Consider the following 18885-nt stretch of genomic DNA (forward strand, 5'->3'; position numbering starts at 1 on the left):
GGAACATAGGCAGGTTTACCCGAGTTCGTGAACGCGACCCGCGAGGCCGGTGACAGGCCGCCGATCGCATCCGGTCACTGGCCCGGAGATCCCCATGAACAGGGGCATCCAGCGACCCGGGAAAACACGGGGCGGTCCGACGTTGACGTCCCGCGGATGCCTTGGGTATTCTTTGAAAGCGCTTTCATTCGAGTCAGCGAGCACGACAGGTCACGCTTGCGTGACCTTCGATGCGACGTCTGGCGACTCCCCACCCACGACCTCGCCATCGCTCCGGGCGATGGCGGCTCAGGAATCCCATGGTCATCGCCCCCTTCCCGCTCCGGACGGTGCGCGCAGCACGCTTCGCCACCTGTGGCGCAGGCCTGCTGCTGAGTGCATCGATCGCCCAGGCCATCGACCTCGGCCCGTTCACGCTCAGCGGCTTTGCCAAGATCGAGTCCCAGACCGGCAGCAACCAGTGCCCCAGCTGCCAGCGCTTTCCGGATGAGGACAAGCAGCGCTTCTGGGCCGACGAGCTGGTGGCCGGCAAGCCCTATGGCCGCCACACGCAGACGACCACGCTGATCCAGCCCTACCTGGGCGGCAAGTTCGACCTCGGCGGCGGCTACCGGCTCAACGGCCTGCTGAGCCAGCGCTGGCGCGACGGCAAGGTGGACATCCCCGGCTTCTGGTACGAGAAGAACGTGGCGATCAGCCATGAGGACCTCGGCAGCCTGCGCGTCGGCGCCATGACCACGCGGACCTGGAGCGTGGCCGACTACCCCTACGGCAGCAACGTCGGCGTGGCCGATGCCTGGGGTTCGGCCGGTGCCGGCTACGGCCTCTTGACGAAGGCGGTGCGCTACACCACGCGGCCCCTTGACGTGTTCGACGGCGACCTGGTCCTGGAGGCCACCTGGGACCGCGGCAACACCGGCTTCAAGGTCAACAAGCCCCGTTTCCTGGAGCTTTACGGCCAGTACCGGCACGGCGATCTCGTGGTTGACGCGATGGCGCAGGACACCCGCAACGGCACGCCGTCCGCCTGGAGCCACGGCCCCTTCACCGGCCTGACGCCGAACGCCGACGACGACGCCAAGCTCGGCGGGTCGGGCCAGAGCATCGCCATGGCGATGGCCCGCTACCAGGTCGACAGCCAGTGGGAAGTCTCCGGCGGCCTGCGCCGCAACCGCTGGAGCGGCGCCTATGCCGTGATCACCAGGACCGGTCCGCCGGCCCTGTGGAACAACATGTTCAACGTCGACTGGAACGGCAGCCTCAAGGGCGTGGCCAACCCAGGCTACCCGGCCACCTCGGTCGACCTGATGGCCGGCCTGCGCTACCGCAGCGGGCCGTGGATCGCCTCGACCGGCCTGGTTCACCTCGGCAAGGCCCGGACCGACAACCCCAGCGAGCGCGGTCAGAGCAACTCCGCACTGATCAACGCCTATGGCCTGCAGTACGAGTACGGCGGCGGGCTGGCCGTCTACGGGCTGGCCGGCTGGGTGCGTTACGGCCGGCTGGGCCTGTCACCGATGTCGATGCCCGGCAACTCGTCCTTCACCAACGTCGATTCGCGCGTCGCGCGCAGCGGCAACTGGGTCGGTCTCGGGGTGGTCTATGCCCAGTGACGCCCACCCGATGCACGCCTGCGCCCAACCGATCCCGAACGGAAGCCTCTCCATGACGTTCCACCTGATGGCCCGCCGTGCGCGGGCGCTGTCCCTGGGCCTGGTTGCGGCCTTGCTGGTCGTGGCCTGCGGCGGCGGCGGCACGGTGCCCTCGACCGGCGTGTCGGTGCGCCCGCTGAGCAGCGAGTTCACCGCGCGCAAGGCGGTCGCCTACTCGCCCTACCGCACCGCCGTCAGCGACGCCGAACGCGCCAACGAGACGATCACGCCGGCGATGGTCAAGCAGGACCTCGAGCTGCTGATCGCCGGCGGCTTCAAGCTGATCCGCCTGTTCGACAGCTCCGACAAGGTCGCCCGGCTGACGCTGGAGGTGATCCGCGACCACGCGCTCGACATGAAGGTGATGCTCGGCATCTATGTGCAGAACGGTGACGCGGCCTACAACGCGGCCGAGATCGCACGCGGCATCGCGCTGGCCAACACGCACCGCAACACGGTGCTCGCGGTGAGCGTGGGAAACGAGACGATGGTGAGCTGGTCGTTCAACAAGTTCACGTCGGCGCAGATCGCGGCCTACCTGAAGACGGTGCGGGACGCCATCACCCAGCCCGTCACGACCGATGACAACTGGGCCTACTTCGCCAATGCCGCCGGCGAGCCGAACGACCCGAAGGCGGTGCTCGACACGGTCGACTTCGTGTCCATGCACACCTACCCGCTGCTCGACACGATTCCGCCGGCCGTGGCGTCATGGGACTGGGAGCAGCAATCGGCGGCCGCTGGCATGCCGCGTGCCATCGCGATGATGGACGCGGCCATCGCCTCGGCGAAGAACGAGCATGACAAGGTGCGCGCCCACCTCGACAGCCGTGGCCGCACCGACCTGCCGATCGTCATCGGCGAGACGGGCTGGAAGGCATCGCCCTCGGCCGGCGAGTTCTTCCGCGCCCACCCGGTCAACCAGAAGATGTACTTCGATCGCCTCAATACCTGGCGCGACCGCGCGCGTGCCAGTGGCACCGGGCCGCGCGCCATCGTGTACTTCGAGGCCTTCGACGAACCCTGGAAGGGCCGCGACGACAAGTGGGGCCTGTTCAACGTGGCGCGCCAGGCACGCTGCCAGGTTCAGGACCTCTATGCCCAGGTGCCCGGCGTGGTGCCGGAGCCGGGAAGCTGCGCGGCCGCCGATGCGGTCTCCGCACCGTCGGTGGTGCAGTCGACCATCGGCCAGTCGCGCTACGTGGTCTATGCCAACGCCAGCATCGCCGACGAGGCCCGTGCCGGTGCGCTGCAATGGATCGGCTTCGGTGGCGACAGCGGCAATGGCGGCGCCGACACCTCGTTCTCGGGCGAGGTTCCGGCCGGCACGGATGCCGATGCGCCCTACCGCGAGATCGCGCCGGCACCGGCCAGCTACGGCTGGGGGCACTTCGCCTTGTCCAGCTCGGCGGCCGGTTCGTCCGAGGTGGTCGACCTCAGCCTGTTCGAGGCCACCGGCCGGCTGAACTTCAAGCTGCGGTCGACCTACCCCGGCAAGCTCGAGGTCGGCTTCATGACCGGCAGCGGCGCCACCGCCTACGACGTCTACCTGACCCTCAGCAACACCAATGCCGACGGCTATGGCTACGTCAACGACGGCCAGTGGCACACGGTGTCGATCCCGATCGCCGCCATCAGGGCAGCCGGCGCGCCGGCCTTCGGCACCTCGGCACCGACCTCGCGCTTCGACCTGACGAAGGTGACGCACCCGTTCTCGATTGGCGACCGATACGGCAACACGGGCAACGCCGGCGGCGCGGCGGTCGGCAGTCGGGTCAAGGTCTACGTCGACGAGGTCTACTGGTCGCGCAACTGATGGCGAGGGCGGTGCAAGCCACCGCCCTCGAAGCCCTCATCCCGCAACAGAAAGGGACCCGCGAGGGTCCCTTTCTTCATCGGGTCAGGGATCGTTGAATCGATCCCGTGTCCTGGCATCCGCCGCCCGCCCTGGGCGGCCCAGGCGGCCCACGCGGCCCAGCCGGCAGCACCCGAGCGTCAGTCGACGCGACGACCTTGTGCGTCGAATCCCAGCACCCACGCAGCGTCGGGCACCAGGCCCACGGTCTGTCCGGCATGCACCGGGACGTGCGGGACAGCCACCTTCGCGCTGAGCAGGTCGTTCACCCCCGCCACGCGCAGGTGGACGATGGACACATCGCCGAGGTGCTCGGCCAGCACCACCTCAGCAGGCACGCCCTCGCCGGCTGTGCGGAGCTGCAGATGCTCCGGGCGCAGGCCCAGGCGCTGAGCCTGGGCAACGCCGGCCTGGGCTGCACCGGTCAGTGCAGACCAGAGCTGCCCATGCGCTGGCGACGCGTCGCTGGCCGGACGGTCGATCAGGTTGATGCGCGGCGCGCCGAGGAAGGTCGCGACGAAGGCATTGGCCGGCCGGTTGTAGAGGTCCAGCGGCGCACCCAGCTGCTCCACGATGCCCTGATGGAACACCGCGATCCGGTCGCCCATCGTCATGGCCTCGACCTGGTCGTGCGTCACGTAGATCATGGTGCTGCCCAGTTCGGCATGCAGCCGTGACAGCTCGATGCGCATGTTCACGCGCAGTGCCGCATCCAGGTTGGACAGCGGCTCATCGAACAGGAAGACCTTGGGCTTGCGCACGATCGCACGGCCGATGGCCACGCGCTGGCGCTGGCCGCCCGACAGCTCCTTGGGGTAGCGCCCGAGCAGGTCGGACATGCGCAGGATCTCGGCCGCGCGACCCACGGCTGCCGCGCGTTCGGCCTTGGACACACCGGCCATGCGCAGCGAGAAGCCCATGTTCTCGGCCACGGTCATGTGCGGATAGAGGGCGTAGCTCTGGAACACCATCGCCGCACCCCGGTCGGCCGGGTGCAGGTCGTTGGCACGCTGGCCATCGATCAGCAGCTCGCCGGCGGTGATGTCTTCCAGCCCCGCGATCATGCGCAGCGTGGTCGACTTGCCGCAGCCCGAAGGCCCGACGAAGACGAGGAACTCGCCGTCGCGCACCTCCAGGTCGATGCCCTTGATGACATCGGTCTTGTCGTAGCTCTTGCGGATGCCGCGCAGCGTCACCTGGCCCATGTCAGTCTCCGGTCGGAATGCCCAGGGCGCTCGCGCGCAGGGCCTGTTGGTGTTGCAGGAAGCGGCGATACCAGTGCGCGCTGGCCTTGGGCGTGCGGACCTGCGTCGTGTAGTCCACATGCACGATGCCGAAACGTTTCGCGTAGCCCGACGCCCACTCGAAGTTGTCCATCAGGCTCCACACGAAGTAGCCGTTGACCGGCACGCCCTGGCGCATGGCTTCTCCGACCGCAGCGATGTGACCGGCCAGGTACTCGGTCCGGTCATGGTCGGCGACGCGACCGTCGATGCACGCGTCCGGGAAGGCGCCGCCGTTCTCGGTGATCGTCAGCGGTGGCACCGGGTAGTCGCGGGCCAGGCGCAGCAGCAGCTCGGTCAGGCTGGGCGCATGGACCTCCCAGCCCATGTCGGTCAGCGGCAGGCCGCTGCTGCCCGGTACCCAGGGTGCCCCAGCGCTGGCGACGCTGCGGGTGTAGTAGTTGATGCCGAGAAAGTCGATCGGCACGGAGATGGCGTCGAGATCACCCGGCTCGATGACCGGGGCCTGCTCGCCCAGGTCATCGAGGATGTCGACCGGGTAGCGGCCATGGAACAGCGGGTCCATGTACCAGCGCAGCAGACGGCCATCCTCCAGCAACGCACGCGCGCGGTCGGCGGCGCTGTCGGTGGCTGGCACGGTGGGCGACAGGTTGAGCACGATGCCCATCGGCACGGAGCAGCCGGCCGCCCGCATGGCGCGTACCGCCAGCCCGTGGCTGAGCAGCAGGTGATGCGCGACCTGCGCGGCGATCGCGCGGTCGCGGATGCCCGGCGCAAAGATGCCGGCCTCGTGGCCGAGCACGGCCATGACCCAGGGCTCGTTGTGGGTCGTGATGGCCGCCACGCGCCGGCCGTAGCGGGCCGCGATGCCCAGCGCGTAGTCGACGAAACGCTGCACCGTGGCCCGGTCGGCCCAGCCGCCGGTGGCCTGCAAGGCCTCGGGCAGGTCCCAGTGGTTGAGGGTCAGGTGCGGCTGGATGCCGCGCGCGTTCAGGCCGTCGATCAGGCGGTCGTAGAAGGCCAGGCCAGCCTCGTTCCAGTCGCCCGCGCCGGTCGGTCGCACACGCGGCCAGGCGATCGAGAAGCGGTAGGCGTCCACGCCCAGGCTGGCGATGAGGTCGAGGTCGGCGTCGAGGCGGTGGTAGTGCTCGCAGGCCACCGTGCCGTCGCTGCCATCGGCGATGACGCCGGGCCGGCGGCAGAAGGTGTCCCAGATCGACGGGCCCTTGCCGTCCACGTCGGCCGCGCCCTCGATCTGGAAGGCGCTGGTGGCGACGCCCCAGCGGAAGTCGGCTGGAAAGCGATGCGTCGGCAGCGGAACGTGCGATGCGAACTCGGTGGTGAACATGGGGTGTCGGCCCGTGCGGGCCAGGGTTCAGGTTGGGGACATGGCCCGGCGTCGGTGCCGTGCCGCCGGCTGCGTCACTTGACGGCGCCGGTGGTCAGGCCGGAGATCAGCTGCCGCGAGGACAGCGCGAACAGCACCAGCAGCGGCAGCGTGGCGATGGCCGAACCCGCCATCAGCGCGCCCCACTCGGTGTTGACGGGGCTCTGCATGCTGCGCAGCGCCAGCGGCAGCGTGTACATCTCGGGGCTGCGCATCACGATCAGCGGACCGATGAAGTTGTTCCAGCTGGCGATGAAGGTGATCAGCCCCAGCGTGCCCAGCGCAGGCCCCAGCAGCGGCAGCACGATGCGCCAGTAGATGCCGAACTCGCCGCAGCCGTCCATGCGCGCGGCCTCGACCAGTTCGCGGGGAATGGACGAGCTGACGAACTGCCGCATCAGGAAGATGCCGAAGGCGCTGGCCGCACCCGGGATGTAGAGCGCGCGCGGCTGGTCGATCCAGCCGAAGACGTCCATGATCATGAAGGTCGGGATCATCCCGAGGAAGGACGGCAGCAGCATGGTGGCCATCACCAGCGTGAACAGCGGCCGCTTGAAGCGGAACTCGAACAGCGCGAAGGCATAGCCGCCCATCGAGCAGAACAGCAGCGTCAGCGCGGTGCTGGCGAGCGCCACGTAGAGGCTCAGGCCGAGGTTGCGCCAGAACGGGATGCGGCCGGTCAGGATGTCGATGTTCTGTTGCAGCCAATCGCCGAAGAACAGCGGCGGAGGCAGGCTGAAGATCTCGGTGCGCGAGTGGCTCGCGAACACGAACATGAAGTAGAACGGCGCGAGCATGATCAGCGCGCCGATGCCCACCAGCACGTAGGCGGCCCAGGGTGCCATGCGGCCTGAGGAGATCGTCATCGGGAGATCCGGCGAAGGAACAGGAACAGGGGCAGGCTGCGGCGCCATGCGCGCCGCGTCAGGCGGAAGGACCGCGCGGCTTGAAGGCGCGGTTGGTCAGCCAGGTCAGCACCGCGACGAAGGCGAACAGCAGCCAGGACATCGCGCTGGCCGCGCCAAAGTCGTTGAACTCGAAGGCGGTGCGGTACATGTACATCGCCGTGGTCATGCCGCTCTGGTCGGTGCCGCCGCGAGCGCCCACGAGGATGAAGGGTTCCTCGAACAGCTGGAGTCCGCCGATCACGCTGAGGGTCACGCCGAAATAGATCATCGGCCGCAGGCTGGGCAGCGTGATGAACCAGAACTGCTGGAAGCGTCCGGCACCGTCCATCGTCGCGGCCTCGTAGAGGTCCTTCGGGATGGTCTGCAGGGCCGCCAGGTAGAGCACGACGTTGAAGCCCACGTAGCGCCAGAAGACCACCAGGGAGATCGCGGGCTTGATGTTCTCGGCCTTGTTCAGCCAGTCCACCGGCTGGCCACCGGTGAGCCAGTCCAGCCCCGGCACCTTGGCCAGTTCGGCCAGGCACAGGTTGATCAGGCCGTAGTCGGTCGAGAACAGGGTCGAGAACATCATCGAGATCGCGACCGTCGACGTGATGTAGGGCAAGAAGTAGGCGCCGACCACGCCGTTGCGAAGCTGCTTGAAGCTCGTGTGGATGAAGTAGGCCAGCGGGATGGCGACCAGGTGCTGTGGCACGCCCGAGGCCAGTGCCAGCCAGCCCGTGTTGGAAAGCGACTTCCAGAACCACTCGTCGTGGAGCGCGAAGGCGAAGTTCTCCAGGCCGACGAACTTCATCGACGCCAGGCCGGCGGTGGGCTCCCAGGTCTGGAAGGCAAGGTAGAGCGAGAACGACAGCGGAAAGACCCCGAACACCGCGAACAGGATCAGGAAGGGGCTGATGAACACGTACGGGGCCCACGCGGGGGGCAGTCGCAGTCGTCGTCGGGGGGTCATCGCGGGCCTCGCTGGGCGTATCGGTGCCTGCACCGGCGGCACGGGATCGGGCCGGTGCATGGTTCGGCGCAAGGCTCGCCGCTCAGGTGGCGGCGAGCGTCGAGTCGAGGGGGATCAGCGGCGGGCGCGGCGCTCCAGCAGCTTGCGGGCGTCGGCCAGCGCGGCCTTGATGTCCTTGCCCTGGTCCAGCACCTTGTCCATCTCGGTGTTGACGATCTCCTCGGCGATCGGGTCGAACTTGTTGACGTCCAGCGCGTTGATCCGGGTGGTGGCCTCGCGCCAGATCACGCGGGCCTTCTGGCCGCCGAGAAACTCGATGGGCTGGTCGAAGAAGGCATCCTTGTGGGTCTCGACCAGGGCCGGGAAGGCATCCTGCGACTTGAACGCGGCCTGCTGGATCGCGGGGTTCAGCGTCATCATCTGCACGAACTCCCAGGCCAGCGCCTTGTTCGCGGCACTGGCACCCTTGGGCAGGGCGTAGAAGCTGCCGCCGTAGGACGCCCAGGCGCCCTCGGGCAACTGGGCGGCGCGCCATTGGCCCTTGGTGTTCGGTGCCAGCCAGTTGCTGAGATGGCCGGCCAGCCACGCGCCCATCATCTGCGTGCCGATGGTGCCGCGCTTGAAGCCCTCGGACCATTCGTTGGACCAGGCGCCGATCTTGCCGTCGAGCTTCTGGTCTCGCACCGACTTGGCCAGTTCGAAGGCGCGCACGAAGCGCGGCGACTCGACCAGGATGTTGCCCTTGTCATCGAAGTACAGACCCTCGCCCGCCTTGACGTTGGCGCGGATCGCGATGTCCTTGATATCGCGGGCATGCGCGAGCAGGTAGGCGCCGGTGGCGGCCTTGAGCTTGACGCCCGAGGCGATGTAGCTGTCCCAGGACCTGGTGAGATCGGCCTCGGTCAGGCCCGCCTTCTGCAGCAGGTCGCTGCGATAGAGCAGCGTGCCCGGACCGAGGTCGGCCGGTGCGGCGACCACCGCGCCGTTGTCGGCGGTGGCCTGCTGGTAGGCATAGGACACGAAGCGGCCCTTGCTGGCACCGATGTTGTAGGGCGCCCTGGACAGGTCCTCGAGACCGCCGCCCTCGGCGAAGCGACCGACGAAGCCGAACTCGAGCGCCATCACGTCGGGCAGGTTCGACGAGGTCGACAAGGCCGTGGTCATCGCGGTGTGGTGGTCGCTGAACTGGCGGCTGACGACCTTGATCTCGACGTTGGGATGCTTCTGCTTCCACACCGGAATCGCGGCCTTGACGATTTCGTCGAGCGCCGGAAACGCCGCCACCGTGAGCGTCTGGGTCTGTGCCAGGGCCGGCATGGCACCGGTCGCCAACAGGCTCATCAGGCCCAGCAGCGGCAGACGAGCCAGGACAAGGCGACGCGGCATGGAAGCGGCGTTGGAACGATCGGTGCGTGACATGGCTGTCTCCTGCGAGGCGGCGTGCTCGCCGCTGGATGAAGGGATGTGCGGGTGCGAAGAAAGGCCAGGCCAGCGGCCTTGACCACGCTTTCACGGTCACCGTGAAAGCGCTTTCACAAACTGTAGTGGCCGACCGAAGCGACTGTCAACGAGGGATTGCCTGGGTCGTGCGAGGCGGGCAGATGCCGTGTCGCGCGGTGTTCAGCCGGTCAGACGGCGTGTCGACTCGCGCACGATCAGGCGAGGCGGCGCCAGCCTTTGCGTCGGCTTGACGCCCGAAAGCAGCGACAGCATGGCCGCTGCGGCGGTCTGCCCCATCTCGTAGCCGGCGTGGTGCACGGTCGTCAGAGGCGGCGTTGCGAACTGCGCCACGGCCAGGTTGTCGTAGCCGACCAGCGAGATGTCGTCGGGCACCCGCAGGCCTCGGCGATACAGCGCCAGCAGCGCGCCCAGGGCCATCTGGTCATTGGCCGAGAAGATGGCCGTGAAGCGCTGGCGCCCCTGCAGCAGCCGGTCGACCGCAAGCTGTCCGCCGGCCTCCTGGTAGTCGCCCTGCTGGATCAGCGCGGGGTCGGGCGCGATGCCCGCGTCCTGCAGCGCACCCAGGTGGCCACGCTTGCGTGCGTCGGCATCGGGATGCTCTGCATCACCCGCGATGAAGGCGATGCGCCGATGGCCGAGGTCCAGCAGATGCTGGGTTGCCAGTCGCGCACCGGCCTCGTCATCGCTGCCCAGCGAGCACAGCCCCGGCGCCTTGAGGTTGCGCCCGGTCACCACCAGCGGCAAGGCGCGCGCCTGGGCCCGCAGCGCCGTATCGCTCAGTCGCCCGGTCAGCACGATGATGCCGTCGACCCGCCTGGCCTTGAGCAGTTCGATGCAGCGCAGCTCCTCCTCGACGTTCCAGTGGCCGCTGACGAACAGGGGGCTGTAGCCAGCCCGGTCGAGCTCGTCCTCGATCCCGCGCATGGCCACGCCGTAGAACGGGCTGTCGATCGACAGCGCCACGACACCGATGCTCAGCGTGCGTCCACCGGCGAGACCGCGTGCCACCGGGTTGGGCACGAAGCCGAGCGCGGCAATCGCCTCATCGACGGCCTGCTTCTTGGCGGCACTGACCACGGCGGTGCCATTGAGGATGCGCGAGACCGTGCTGGGAGAAACGCCCGCGGCCTGGGCAACCATCTCCAGGGTGACAGGGCCGGCATGGAGGGTCGATCGGCTGCGAGGTCGGGACGCTGCCGTCTTGGCAGCCGACTTGGTGGTCATGGTGAAGCGCCTTGCGGATGGTCGACGTGCAGTCCTGCCGGGAACGAGCCCGGAGGAAGCGGACGGTTGTCCGGACATTTCACCAGAAGGCGCACGGGACGCGACGGGCCAGCGGGTGTGTTGCCAGCCGTCGAGGTCGGGCGTGGGCCTTGCCAGGAAGCCCACCACCACCCAGAAGGCCAACGCCCCGCGCCCGGAACAGCGGCTCCGGAGGAATGCCGCGCCTGAAGGGAAAAAGCACGGCAGGTCATCGACTGGCAGAGGGCACATTCGCGCCTGCGCGGGGCAACCTCCACGAGGCAACTCACTGTCAATCAACGGTTCTTTGAAGGAGCGCCACCTTTGGGTTCTGTGTTTACCCTGGGCGTCAACGGCGCCCTATCCAGACGAACGGGCGTGCGAGGCGAGACGTCAAGTGGCGCCAGTCGTCAGCCTGGACAGGCCGAGGTTCACGCGCTCGGCATGCCACGGCACGCCAGCAAATCGGCGCATCGCCGACCGAGGCCTTGCAGGCCTTCGAGGGCCAGGTCCGGAGGTTCAACGGTGTGTCGGGGGAAGGCATGGACCTGTTCATCACGCGCGACGCAAAGCCTGGAGAACTGATCCCTGGACACGACGGTCGTGCCCATCGCCTTGACCAGATCGTCCACCGAGCGCGCCGAGATGCCCTGGATGCAGGCCCCCCTGGATGGGCACCGTCCGCAGAGGACGTTTTCCCACTGGGGCTTGCAGCACAGCGGGGGACATGAGCCTTGGGTCCAGGCCCGGGAAGGAAAAAGCCCCATAAATCAAAGACTTACGGGGCTTGTCCTGGTGGGCGGTGCAGGGTTCGAACCTGCGACCCCTGCCGTGTGAAGGCAGTGCTCTACCGCTGAGCTAACCGCCCGAAACTGGGTTCGGGCTTCTTGGCGTTGCCGCCGCGAAGACCGCAATTATGCCAAGAGCCGATCCGGTTGCGCCAGCCCCTGGCGTGATTTTTTTGGCTCAGGTGGACGCTTCGGCCGCCGGGTTCAGCTCGGGACGGGTGCGCCAGACGGTCTTGCCGCCGCTGGCCTTGTCGAGTTCGGCCAGCACGCCGGCATGGGCGGCGGCCTCGGCGTCGGACGCGGTGATCACCGGCAGGCGGAAGGTCGAGAGGTCGACCTGCATCAGCGCCTCGTCGACGCCGCTGCCGTCGTCCTGGGCGTCGTCGTGGCTGCCGTCGATGCCCAGCGCGTTCTGGCCGCGGGTCAGTCGGATGTAGACCTCTGCCAGCAGTTCGGCGTCCATCAGCGCACCGTGCAGCGTGCGGTGCGAGTTGTCGACTTCGAGGCGCTTGCACAGCGCGTCCAGCGAGTTGGCCTTGCCGGGGAACTGCTCACGCGCCATCAGCAGGGTGTCGACCACGCCGCTGACCAGCTCGGACATCGGTGGCAGGCCGAGCCGCTTCAGTTCGGCATTGAGGAAGCCGATGTCGAAGGCCGCGTTGTGGATCACCACCTCGGCCCCGCGCACGTAGTCGACAAAGGCCTGGGAGACAGCCTTGAACACCGGCTTGTCGGCCAGGAAGGCATCGGTCAGGCCGTGGACCTTGATGGCCTCCTCGTTGCCCGGCCGCTCGGGGTTGAGGTACTCGTGGAAGTGGTGGCCGGTCAGGCGCCGGTTGACCATCTCCACGCAGCCGATCTCGACGATGCGGTCGCCGGTCTCGGGGTTCAGGCCGGTGGTTTCGGTGTCGAGGAAGATCTGGCGCATCGCGGGGCTCCGGCGGTCGGTCAGTGATTCTCGCGGGCGTGGTTGATCGTGTAGCGCGGGATCTCCACGACCAGGTCGGCGCGGGCGACGATGGCCTGGCAACTCAGGCGCGAGTCGGCTTCGAGGCCCCAGGCGCGGTCGAGCAGGTCTTCCTCGGTCTCGTCCATCTCGTTGAGCGAGGCATAGCCCTGGCGCACGATGACGTGGCAGGTGGTGCAGGCGCAGCTCATGTCGCAGGCATGCTCGATCTCGATGCCGTTCTCGAGCAGGGCCTCGCAGACGGAGGTGCCGGGCGCGGCGTCGATGGTCTTGCCGTCGGGACAGAGCGCGGCGTGGGGCAGGATCTGGATGGTGGGCATCGTGGGTTACTCAGACGTCTTCGATGCGGCGCCCGGTCAGCGCCTGGCGGATGCCGCGGTTCATGCGGGCGGCGGCGAAGGCTTCGGTGCCTTCGGTGAGGGCGCGGGTCGCGGCCTCGATCGCGTCGACGTCCTCGCCCCGGCTGGCCAGGCGGGCGCCGTCGATCAGGGACGCGATCGCGCCACGCTCGGCTGCGTCGAGCAGGTCGCCGTCGGCGGCCAGCGCGCTGTCGGTGGCGAGCGCCAGTCGCTCGGCTTCGACGCGGGCCTCGTGCAGCGCGCGGCGGGCGATGTCGGCCTCGGCTTCGGAGAAGCCTTCCTTGAGCATGCGGGCGACCTGGTCGTCGCTCAGTCCGTAGCTGGGCTTGACGGTGATGGCAGCCTCGACGCCCGAGGTCAGCTCGCGTGCGCTGACCGACAGCAGGCCGTCGGCGTCGACCTGGAAGGTGACGCGGATGCGGGCCGCGCCTGCCACCAGCGGCGGCAAGCCGCGCAGCTCGAAGCGGGCCAGCGAGCGGCAGTCGGCGACCAGCTCGCGCTCGCCCTGCACGACGTGGATGGCCATGGCGGTCTGGCCGTCCTTGTAGGTGGTGAAGTCCTGCGCCTTGGCGACCGGCAGGGTCGAGTTGCGCTCGATCACGCGCTCGACCAGCCCGCCCATGGTCTCGATGCCCAGCGACAGCGGGGTGACGTCGAGCAGCAGCATGTCGCCGTCGCGGGCGTTGCCGGCCAGCGCATGGGCCTGCACGGCCGCGCCGAGCGCGACGACCTCGTCTGGATTGAGGTTGACCAGCGGCTCGCGGCCGCACAGCGCGGCGACCGCCGCACGCACGGCCGGCATGCGGGTCGAGCCGCCGACCATCACGGTGCCCTGGACCTCGTCGACCTTGACCTTGGCATCGCGCAGCACGCGCTTCATCAGGGTGATGGTCCGGGCCGTCAGCTCGGCGGTGGCGGACTCGAAATCGGTCCGGCCGATGGTCAGCGTGACCTCGCCGCCGGGCAGCGGCAGGCAGACGTCGGCCTCGCTGGCGCTGGACAGCAGTTCCTTGACGCGGCGGGCCTGGACCCGCACGGCGCGCTGGGTGTAGGGATCGAGCGCCTGCAGGCTGGTCGCGCCGGCGACGGCGGCACGTTCGAGCATCAGGTTGGCGAGGCGGGCGTCGTAGTCGTCACCGCCCAGGGCCGAATCGCCGCCGACGGCGACGACCTCGAAGACGCCCTTGGACAGCCTCAGCAGCGAGATGTCGAAGGTGCCGCCGCCCAGGTCGTAGACCGCGTAGAGGCCCTCGACGCCGTTGTCCAGGCCGTAGGCGATGGCGGCGGCGGTCGGCTCGTTGAGCAGGCGCAGCACGTTCAGGCCAGCGAGTTCGGCCGCGTCCTTGGTGGCCTGGCGCTGGGCATCGTCGAAATATGCTGGCACGGTGATGACGGCGCCGTGCAGTTCATCGGTGTCGAAGCTGTCCTCGGCACGCTGGCGCAGCGTGGCGAGGATCTCGGCCGAGACCTCGACCGGCGACTTGATGCCCGCGCGGGTCTCGATGGCGACCATGCCCGGCTGGTCGACGAAGCGGTAGGGCAGCTCGGCCGCGCCGGCGATGTCGGCCAGGCTGCGGCCGATGAAGCGCTTGACCGAGACCAGCGTGTTGTGCGGGTCCTCGGCCTGCGCGGCCAGCGCAGACGCGCCGATCGAGCGCTTGCCACCTTCGAGGTAGCGCACCGCCGAGGGCAGGATGACGCGACCGGCGCTGTCGGGCAGGCATTCGGGCACGCCGTGGCGGATCGCGGCGACGAGCGAGTGGGTCGTGCCCAGGTCGATGCCGACCGCGATGCGGCGCTGGTGCGGGTCGGGGGTCTGACCGGGTTCGGAGATCTGCAGCAGGGCCATGACTGGGTCGGGTCGGGTTCGTGAGGTCGGGCGAGCCGATCAAGGGGGCGTCATTGTCCCAGCGCGTCGAGGCGCCGGTCGACGTCGGCGGCGAAGCGGGCGACGAACATCAGCGCGCGCACCCGGGCAGCGGCGGCGGGCCAGTCGGCCTGCTGGTCGATCAGCACGGCGAGCAGGTCGAGCAGGCGGCGTTCCTCGGCCGCGACCTCGTCGGCCAGCGCCCGGACGTCGGCCAGCGTGACGGCCTCGTCGAGTGCCTCGCGCCAGGCCATCTGGCGCATCAGGAAGTCGGCCGGCATGGCCGTGTTGTTCTCGGCCTCGATCGGCGCGCCGTGCAGCTCGCACAGGTAGGCGGCACGGCTCAAGGGCTGCTTGAGGCGCCGGTAGGCCTCGTTGACGCGCACGGCCCACTGCATGGCCACGCGCTGCGCGGCCGCGCCCTGGGCCGCGAAGCGGTCGGGATGGACTTCGCCTTGCAGCGCCTTCCAGCGCTGGTCTAGCCCGGCCACGTCCAGCGCCTGGCGGCGCGGCAGGTCGAACAGCGTGAAGTCGTCGTCGTGGAGGTTCATGCTGGACAAGACAAAGCGCGGCCGGGGCCGCGCTTGGTGAAGGTCACGAGCGTCCGTTCGACGCCCGCCCGGTGTCAGACCCGGAACGACTCGCCGCAGCCGCAGCGGTCCTTCTCGCGCGGGTTGTGGAACTTGAAACCCTCGTTGAGGCCTTCACGCACGAAGTCGAGCTCGGTGCCGTCGAGGTAGGGCAGGCTCTTGGGGTCGATCAGGACCTTGACGCCGCGGTCCTCGAAGACATGGTCCTCGGGCGCGATCTCGTCGGCGTATTCGAGCTTGTAGGCCAGCCCGGAACAGCCGGTGGTCTTGACGCCCAGGCGCACGCCGACGCCCTTGCCGCGTCGGGCCAGGTAGCGGGTGACGTGCCGCGCGGCGGCTTCGCTGAGGGTGACGGACATGGGCTGGCGTGTCCCTTACTGGGTCTGGCCGTGACGGGCCTTGTAGTCGTCGACGGCCGCCTTGATGGCGTCCTCGGCCAGGATCGAGCAGTGGATCTTGACCGGCGGCAGCGCCAGTTCCTCGGCGATGTGGGTGTTCTTGATGGTGAGCGCCTCGTCCAGCGTCTTGCCCTTGACCCATTCGGTCACGAGCGAGCTGGAAGCGATGGCCGAGCCGCAGCCATAGGTCTTGAAGCGCGCGTCCTCGATCTTGCCGGTGGCCGGGTCGACCTTGATCTGCAGCTTCATGACGTCGCCGCAGGCCGGCGCGCCGACCATGCCGGTGCCGACGTCCTCGTCGCCCTTGTCGAAGGCGCCGACGTTGCGGGGGTTCTCGTAGTGGTCGATGACCTTGTCGCTGTATGCCATGAGGATCTCCTGAGTTCTTGCCGTCTTCCCCGTGGACCGGCCGGGGGCCAGCTGCGGCACGCCACAGCTGGGGTTCCATTCACTGCGGGGCGAGCGCCGGGCCGCCCCAAGCGGCCCCGCGCCCCCTCGGGGGGTGGCTGCGGTAACCCGCAGCCGGGGGCTTCATTCTTCCCGGGGCCAGCGCCGGGCCGCCCCAAGCGGCCCCGCACCCCCTCGGGGGGTGGCTGCGGTAACCCGCAGCCGGGGGCACCATCAATGTGCTGCCCACTGGATGGTGCTGATGTCGATGCCGTCCTTGTACATGTCCCAGAGCGGCGACAGCTCGCGCAGCTTGGCCACCCGGTCCTTCAGCGTGCTGACGGCGTAGTCGATCTCCTCGGCCGTGGTGAAGCGGCCGATGGTCATGCGCAGGCTGGAGTGCGCCAGCTCGTCGCTGCGGCCGAGGGCGCGCAGCACGTAGCTCGGTTCGAGGCTGGCCGAGGTGCAGGCCGAGCCGGACGAGACCGCCAGGCCCTTGACGCCCATGATCAGCGACTCGCCCTCGACGAAGTTGAAGGACGCGTTGATGTTGTGCGGCACGCGGCGCACGAGGTCACCGTTGAAGAAGACCTGCTCGATGTCCTTCAGGCCGTTGACCAGGCGCTCGTGCAGGCCGCGGACGCGCACCAGCTCGTCGGCCATCTCAAGGCGGGCCAGACGAAAGGCTTCGCCCATGCCGACGCACTGATGCGTGGGCAGCGTGCCCGAGCGCATGCCGCGCTCATGGCCGCCGCCGTGCATCTGCGCTTCCAGGCGGATGCGCGGCTTGCGGCGCACGTACAGCGCGCCGATGCCCTTGGGGCCGTAGGTCTTGTGCGAAGCCAGGCTCAGCAGGTCGATCGGCAGCGTGGCCATGTCCAGCGGCATCTTGCCGGTGGCCTGGGCCGCGTCGACGTGGAAGACGATCCCGCGTTCACGGCAGAGGTTGCCGATCGCGACGAGGTCCTGGATCACGCCGATCTCGTTGTTCACCGCCATGACCGACACGAGGATGGTGTCGGCACGCAGCGCGTCCTTCAGCCGGTCGAGGTCGAGCAGGCCGTCTTCCTGCACGTCGAGGTAGGTGGCGTCGAAGCCCTGACGCTCGAGTTCGCGCACGGTGTCGAGCACCGCCTTGTGCTCGGTCTTGACGGTGACGATGTGCTTGCCGCGGGTCTTGTAGAACTGCGCCGCGCCCTTGATCGCGAGGTTGTTGGACTCGGTCGCGCCGGAAGTCCAGACGATCTCGCGCGGATCGGCGCCGATCAATTCGGCCACCTGCGTGCGCGCCTTCTCGACGGCTTCCTCGGCTTCCCAGCCCCACGCATGGCTGCGCGACGCCGGATTGCCGAAGTGCTCCCGCAGCCACGGCACCATCGCGTCGACCACGCGCGGGTCACAGGGCGTGGTCGCGCCGTAGTCCATGTAGATCGGGAAGTGCGGGGTCATGTCCATGATGCGGGCCGGCCATCCGGCTTGGAGTGCGTGGTGGGCGTTCGGATTCGTCGTCGGGCGCACGGCAGCGGCTCGGCCTGTGAGGCCGACCCGCACCGCCATCCGTCGTCCGGTCTTACTTGGAGAGCGCGCTGCCCAGGGCGAAGACCGAGTTGGGGGCCGTCACCTTGATCGGCTTGACCACCGGCTGGCTCGAAATCGCGCGCTTGATCGGCGCTTCCTCGACCGAGATGCCCTTGGCGAGCTGGTCCTCGACGAGGCTGCGCAACGAGATCGAGTGCAGGTACTCGAGCATCTTGGCATTCAGGCTGGTCCACAGGTCGTGCGTCATGCAGCGGCCGGTGTCGTCGCCCATGCAGTTCTCGCCACCACCGCAACCGGTGGCGTCGATCGCCTCGTCGACCGCGACGATGATGTCGGCGACGGTGATGTCCTCGGCCTTGCGGCCCAGCGAATAGCCGCCGCCGGGACCGCGGGTGCTCTCGACGAGTTCATGGCGACGCAGCTTGCCGAACAGCTGCTCAAGGTAGGACAGCGAGATCTGCTGGCGCGAGCTGATGGCCGCCAGGGCCACTGGCCCGGTGTGCTCACGCAGCGCCAGGTCGATCATGGCGGTCACTGCAAAACGGCCTTTGGTTGTCAATCGCATAGCGGTGTACTCCTGGAACTCGCGAACATCGGGAACGCCGGGTTGGCGCACCCGGGGCTGCAAGCTGGTTGACCCTCGCCCTCTATCCCGAGTGTTTTACTCGATTATAGAGCGGTCACGAGAAGTCCGCAGGAACCGTACGGAGTTGGCTGGACGAGGGCTGTTCCACCCCGCTGGCGCTCCGGATCGGTCCGCCCCGGCACCGGCAGCCCGCTCCTGGGATCAGCCGCGCCCGCCTTCGGTTCCCGTTTCCCGCATCGCGAAACGCCGGATCAGGCCCTCGCAGGCAGCCTCGATCAGGTCCAGCGCCCACTCGAAGTTGGCGGCGCTGCCGTAGTACGGGTCAGGCACGACCCGTGGCACGCCCTCGGGCGCATAGCTCATCAGCAGGCGCAGGCGGCCAGCGTGTTCGGGCGGACAGACGCTGAGCAGGCTGTCGAGGTTGTCCTCGTCCATGGCCAGGATCAGGTCGAAGCGCTCGAAGTCGGACGCCCTCACCCGCCGCGCCTGCAGTCCCGCCAGGTCGTAGCCGCGCCGAGCGGCGTGGGCGACCGAGCGCGGGTCAGCCGGCATGTTGGCGGTCTGGTGGGCATGCGTGCCGGCCGAGTCGACCACCAGGCGACCCGACAGCCCACTCATGTCGGCATGGTGGCGCAGCACCGCCTCGGCGGTCGGCGAGCGGCAGATGTTGCCCATGCAGACCATCAGGACGCGCAGGGGCGTG

General features: G+C 68.6%; 17 protein-coding genes, 1 tRNA gene and 1 pseudogene. 2 read left to right on the plus strand and 17 right to left on the minus strand.

Going from position 1 to position 18885, the window contains the following annotated elements; all coding sequences use genetic code 11:
* The first annotated feature begins 299 nt into the window (after positions 1–299).
* Positions 300–1613: a porin family protein gene (locus tag Q8X39_RS09455; RefSeq protein ID WP_305749422.1), complete on the plus strand. Its 1314-nt coding sequence runs from the start codon at positions 300–302 to the stop codon at positions 1611–1613.
* A gap of 52 nt (positions 1614–1665) precedes the next feature.
* Positions 1666–3468, plus strand: coding sequence for a glycosyl hydrolase family 17 protein (locus Q8X39_RS09460; RefSeq protein ID WP_305749423.1), 1803 nt, complete (start codon positions 1666–1668; stop codon positions 3466–3468).
* 179 nt (positions 3469–3647) lie between these two features.
* Here Q8X39_RS09460 and Q8X39_RS09465 read toward each other — a convergent pair whose 3' ends face one another.
* The 17 genes and pseudogenes from Q8X39_RS09465 to Q8X39_RS09545 all read right to left on the minus strand — a co-directional run bounded on the left by Q8X39_RS09465 (position 3648) and on the right by Q8X39_RS09545 (position 18866).
* The gene (locus Q8X39_RS09465) at positions 3648–4712 is read right to left on the minus strand and encodes an ABC transporter ATP-binding protein (RefSeq protein ID WP_305749424.1); all 1065 of its coding nucleotides are present in this window, start codon (positions 4710–4712) and stop codon (positions 3648–3650) included.
* A 1-nt stretch (position 4713) separates the two neighbouring features.
* Complete coding sequence (locus Q8X39_RS09470) at positions 4714–6099, minus strand: GH1 family beta-glucosidase (RefSeq protein WP_305749425.1); 1386 nt, start codon at positions 6097–6099, stop codon at positions 4714–4716.
* Positions 6100–6173: 74 nt separating this feature from the next.
* Positions 6174–7004, minus strand: coding sequence for a carbohydrate ABC transporter permease (locus tag Q8X39_RS09475; protein ID WP_305749426.1), 831 nt, complete (start codon positions 7002–7004; stop codon positions 6174–6176).
* A gap of 58 nt (positions 7005–7062) precedes the next feature.
* Positions 7063–7950 (minus strand): carbohydrate ABC transporter permease, encoded by an 888-nt coding sequence (locus tag Q8X39_RS09480; RefSeq protein WP_305749427.1) that lies wholly within the window; start codon positions 7948–7950, stop codon positions 7063–7065.
* 162 nt (positions 7951–8112) lie between these two features.
* Complete coding sequence (locus Q8X39_RS09485) at positions 8113–9417, minus strand: ABC transporter substrate-binding protein (protein WP_305749428.1); 1305 nt, start codon at positions 9415–9417, stop codon at positions 8113–8115.
* A gap of 201 nt (positions 9418–9618) precedes the next feature.
* On the minus strand, positions 9619–10866 hold the full coding sequence (locus Q8X39_RS09490; RefSeq protein ID WP_305749429.1) for a LacI family DNA-binding transcriptional regulator: 1248 nt from the start codon (positions 10864–10866) through the stop codon (positions 9619–9621).
* A 353-nt stretch (positions 10867–11219) separates the two neighbouring features.
* Positions 11220–11363 (minus strand): annotated as a pseudogene (locus tag Q8X39_RS20600) (transposase); the annotation flags it as partial.
* 131 nt (positions 11364–11494) lie between these two features.
* A tRNA-Val gene (locus Q8X39_RS09500) sits at positions 11495–11569 on the minus strand.
* A gap of 98 nt (positions 11570–11667) precedes the next feature.
* Positions 11668–12417, minus strand: coding sequence for a DNA polymerase III subunit epsilon (gene dnaQ, locus Q8X39_RS09505; RefSeq protein ID WP_305749430.1), 750 nt, complete (start codon positions 12415–12417; stop codon positions 11668–11670).
* Between the two features lie 20 nt (positions 12418–12437).
* Positions 12438–12776, minus strand: a complete 339-nt coding sequence (gene fdx, locus Q8X39_RS09510) for an ISC system 2Fe-2S type ferredoxin (RefSeq protein WP_305749431.1) — start codon at positions 12774–12776, stop codon at positions 12438–12440.
* Positions 12777–12786: 10 nt separating this feature from the next.
* Positions 12787–14664, minus strand: a complete 1878-nt coding sequence (gene hscA / locus Q8X39_RS09515) for a Fe-S protein assembly chaperone HscA (RefSeq protein WP_305749432.1) — start codon at positions 14662–14664, stop codon at positions 12787–12789.
* A 50-nt stretch (positions 14665–14714) separates the two neighbouring features.
* On the minus strand, positions 14715–15233 hold the full coding sequence (gene hscB, locus Q8X39_RS09520; protein WP_305749433.1) for a Fe-S protein assembly co-chaperone HscB: 519 nt from the start codon (positions 15231–15233) through the stop codon (positions 14715–14717).
* Positions 15234–15307: 74 nt separating this feature from the next.
* On the minus strand, positions 15308–15631 hold the full coding sequence (gene iscA, locus Q8X39_RS09525) for an iron-sulfur cluster assembly protein IscA (protein ID WP_305749434.1): 324 nt from the start codon (positions 15629–15631) through the stop codon (positions 15308–15310).
* 15 nt (positions 15632–15646) lie between these two features.
* A complete protein-coding gene (iscU, locus tag Q8X39_RS09530; protein WP_305749435.1) occupies positions 15647–16039 on the minus strand; it encodes a Fe-S cluster assembly scaffold IscU in 393 nt (130 codons plus the stop codon).
* 252 nt (positions 16040–16291) lie between these two features.
* A complete protein-coding gene (locus Q8X39_RS09535; protein ID WP_305749436.1) occupies positions 16292–17512 on the minus strand; it encodes an IscS subfamily cysteine desulfurase in 1221 nt (406 codons plus the stop codon).
* Between the two features lie 115 nt (positions 17513–17627).
* The gene (locus Q8X39_RS09540) at positions 17628–18161 is read right to left on the minus strand and encodes an Rrf2 family transcriptional regulator (RefSeq protein WP_305749437.1); all 534 of its coding nucleotides are present in this window, start codon (positions 18159–18161) and stop codon (positions 17628–17630) included.
* Between the two features lie 222 nt (positions 18162–18383).
* Entirely contained in the window at positions 18384–18866 is a 483-nt protein-coding gene (locus Q8X39_RS09545) for a low molecular weight protein-tyrosine-phosphatase (protein WP_305749592.1), read from the minus strand.
* Positions 18867–18885 lie beyond the last annotated feature (19 nt).

The sequence above is a fragment of the Leptothrix discophora genome, assembly GCF_030705305.1.
GTDB lineage: Bacteria > Pseudomonadota > Gammaproteobacteria > Burkholderiales > Burkholderiaceae_C > Sphaerotilus > Sphaerotilus discophorus.

Bases quoted from the DNA above. Each gene is read 5' to 3' on its own strand.
- Q8X39_RS09455 (WP_305749422.1), top strand. From the start codon at position 300: ATGGTCATCGCCCCCTTCCCGCTCCGGACGGTGCGCGCAGCACGCTTC.
- Q8X39_RS09460 (WP_305749423.1), top strand. From the start codon at position 1,666: ATGACGTTCCACCTGATGGCCCGCCGTGCGCGGGCGCTGTCCCTGGGC.
- Q8X39_RS09465 (WP_305749424.1), bottom strand. From the start codon at position 4,712: ATGGGCCAGGTGACGCTGCGCGGCATCCGCAAGAGCTACGACAAGACC.
- Q8X39_RS09470 (WP_305749425.1), bottom strand. From the start codon at position 6,099: ATGTTCACCACCGAGTTCGCATCGCACGTTCCGCTGCCGACGCATCGC.
- Q8X39_RS09475 (WP_305749426.1), bottom strand. From the start codon at position 7,004: ATGACGATCTCCTCAGGCCGCATGGCACCCTGGGCCGCCTACGTGCTG.
- Q8X39_RS09485 (WP_305749428.1), bottom strand. From the start codon at position 9,417: ATGTCACGCACCGATCGTTCCAACGCCGCTTCCATGCCGCGTCGCCTT.
- dnaQ (WP_305749430.1), bottom strand. From the start codon at position 12,417: ATGCGCCAGATCTTCCTCGACACCGAAACCACCGGCCTGAACCCCGAG.
- fdx (WP_305749431.1), bottom strand. From the start codon at position 12,776: ATGCCCACCATCCAGATCCTGCCCCACGCCGCGCTCTGTCCCGACGGC.
- hscA (WP_305749432.1), bottom strand. From the start codon at position 14,664: ATGGCCCTGCTGCAGATCTCCGAACCCGGTCAGACCCCCGACCCGCAC.
- hscB (WP_305749433.1), bottom strand. From the start codon at position 15,233: ATGAACCTCCACGACGACGACTTCACGCTGTTCGACCTGCCGCGCCGC.
- iscA (WP_305749434.1), bottom strand. From the start codon at position 15,631: ATGTCCGTCACCCTCAGCGAAGCCGCCGCGCGGCACGTCACCCGCTAC.
- iscU (WP_305749435.1), bottom strand. From the start codon at position 16,039: ATGGCATACAGCGACAAGGTCATCGACCACTACGAGAACCCCCGCAAC.
- Q8X39_RS09535 (WP_305749436.1), bottom strand. From the start codon at position 17,512: ATGGACATGACCCCGCACTTCCCGATCTACATGGACTACGGCGCGACC.
- Q8X39_RS09540 (WP_305749437.1), bottom strand. From the start codon at position 18,161: ATGCGATTGACAACCAAAGGCCGTTTTGCAGTGACCGCCATGATCGAC.
- Q8X39_RS09545 (WP_305749592.1), bottom strand. From the start codon at position 18,866: ATGGTCTGCATGGGCAACATCTGCCGCTCGCCGACCGCCGAGGCGGTG.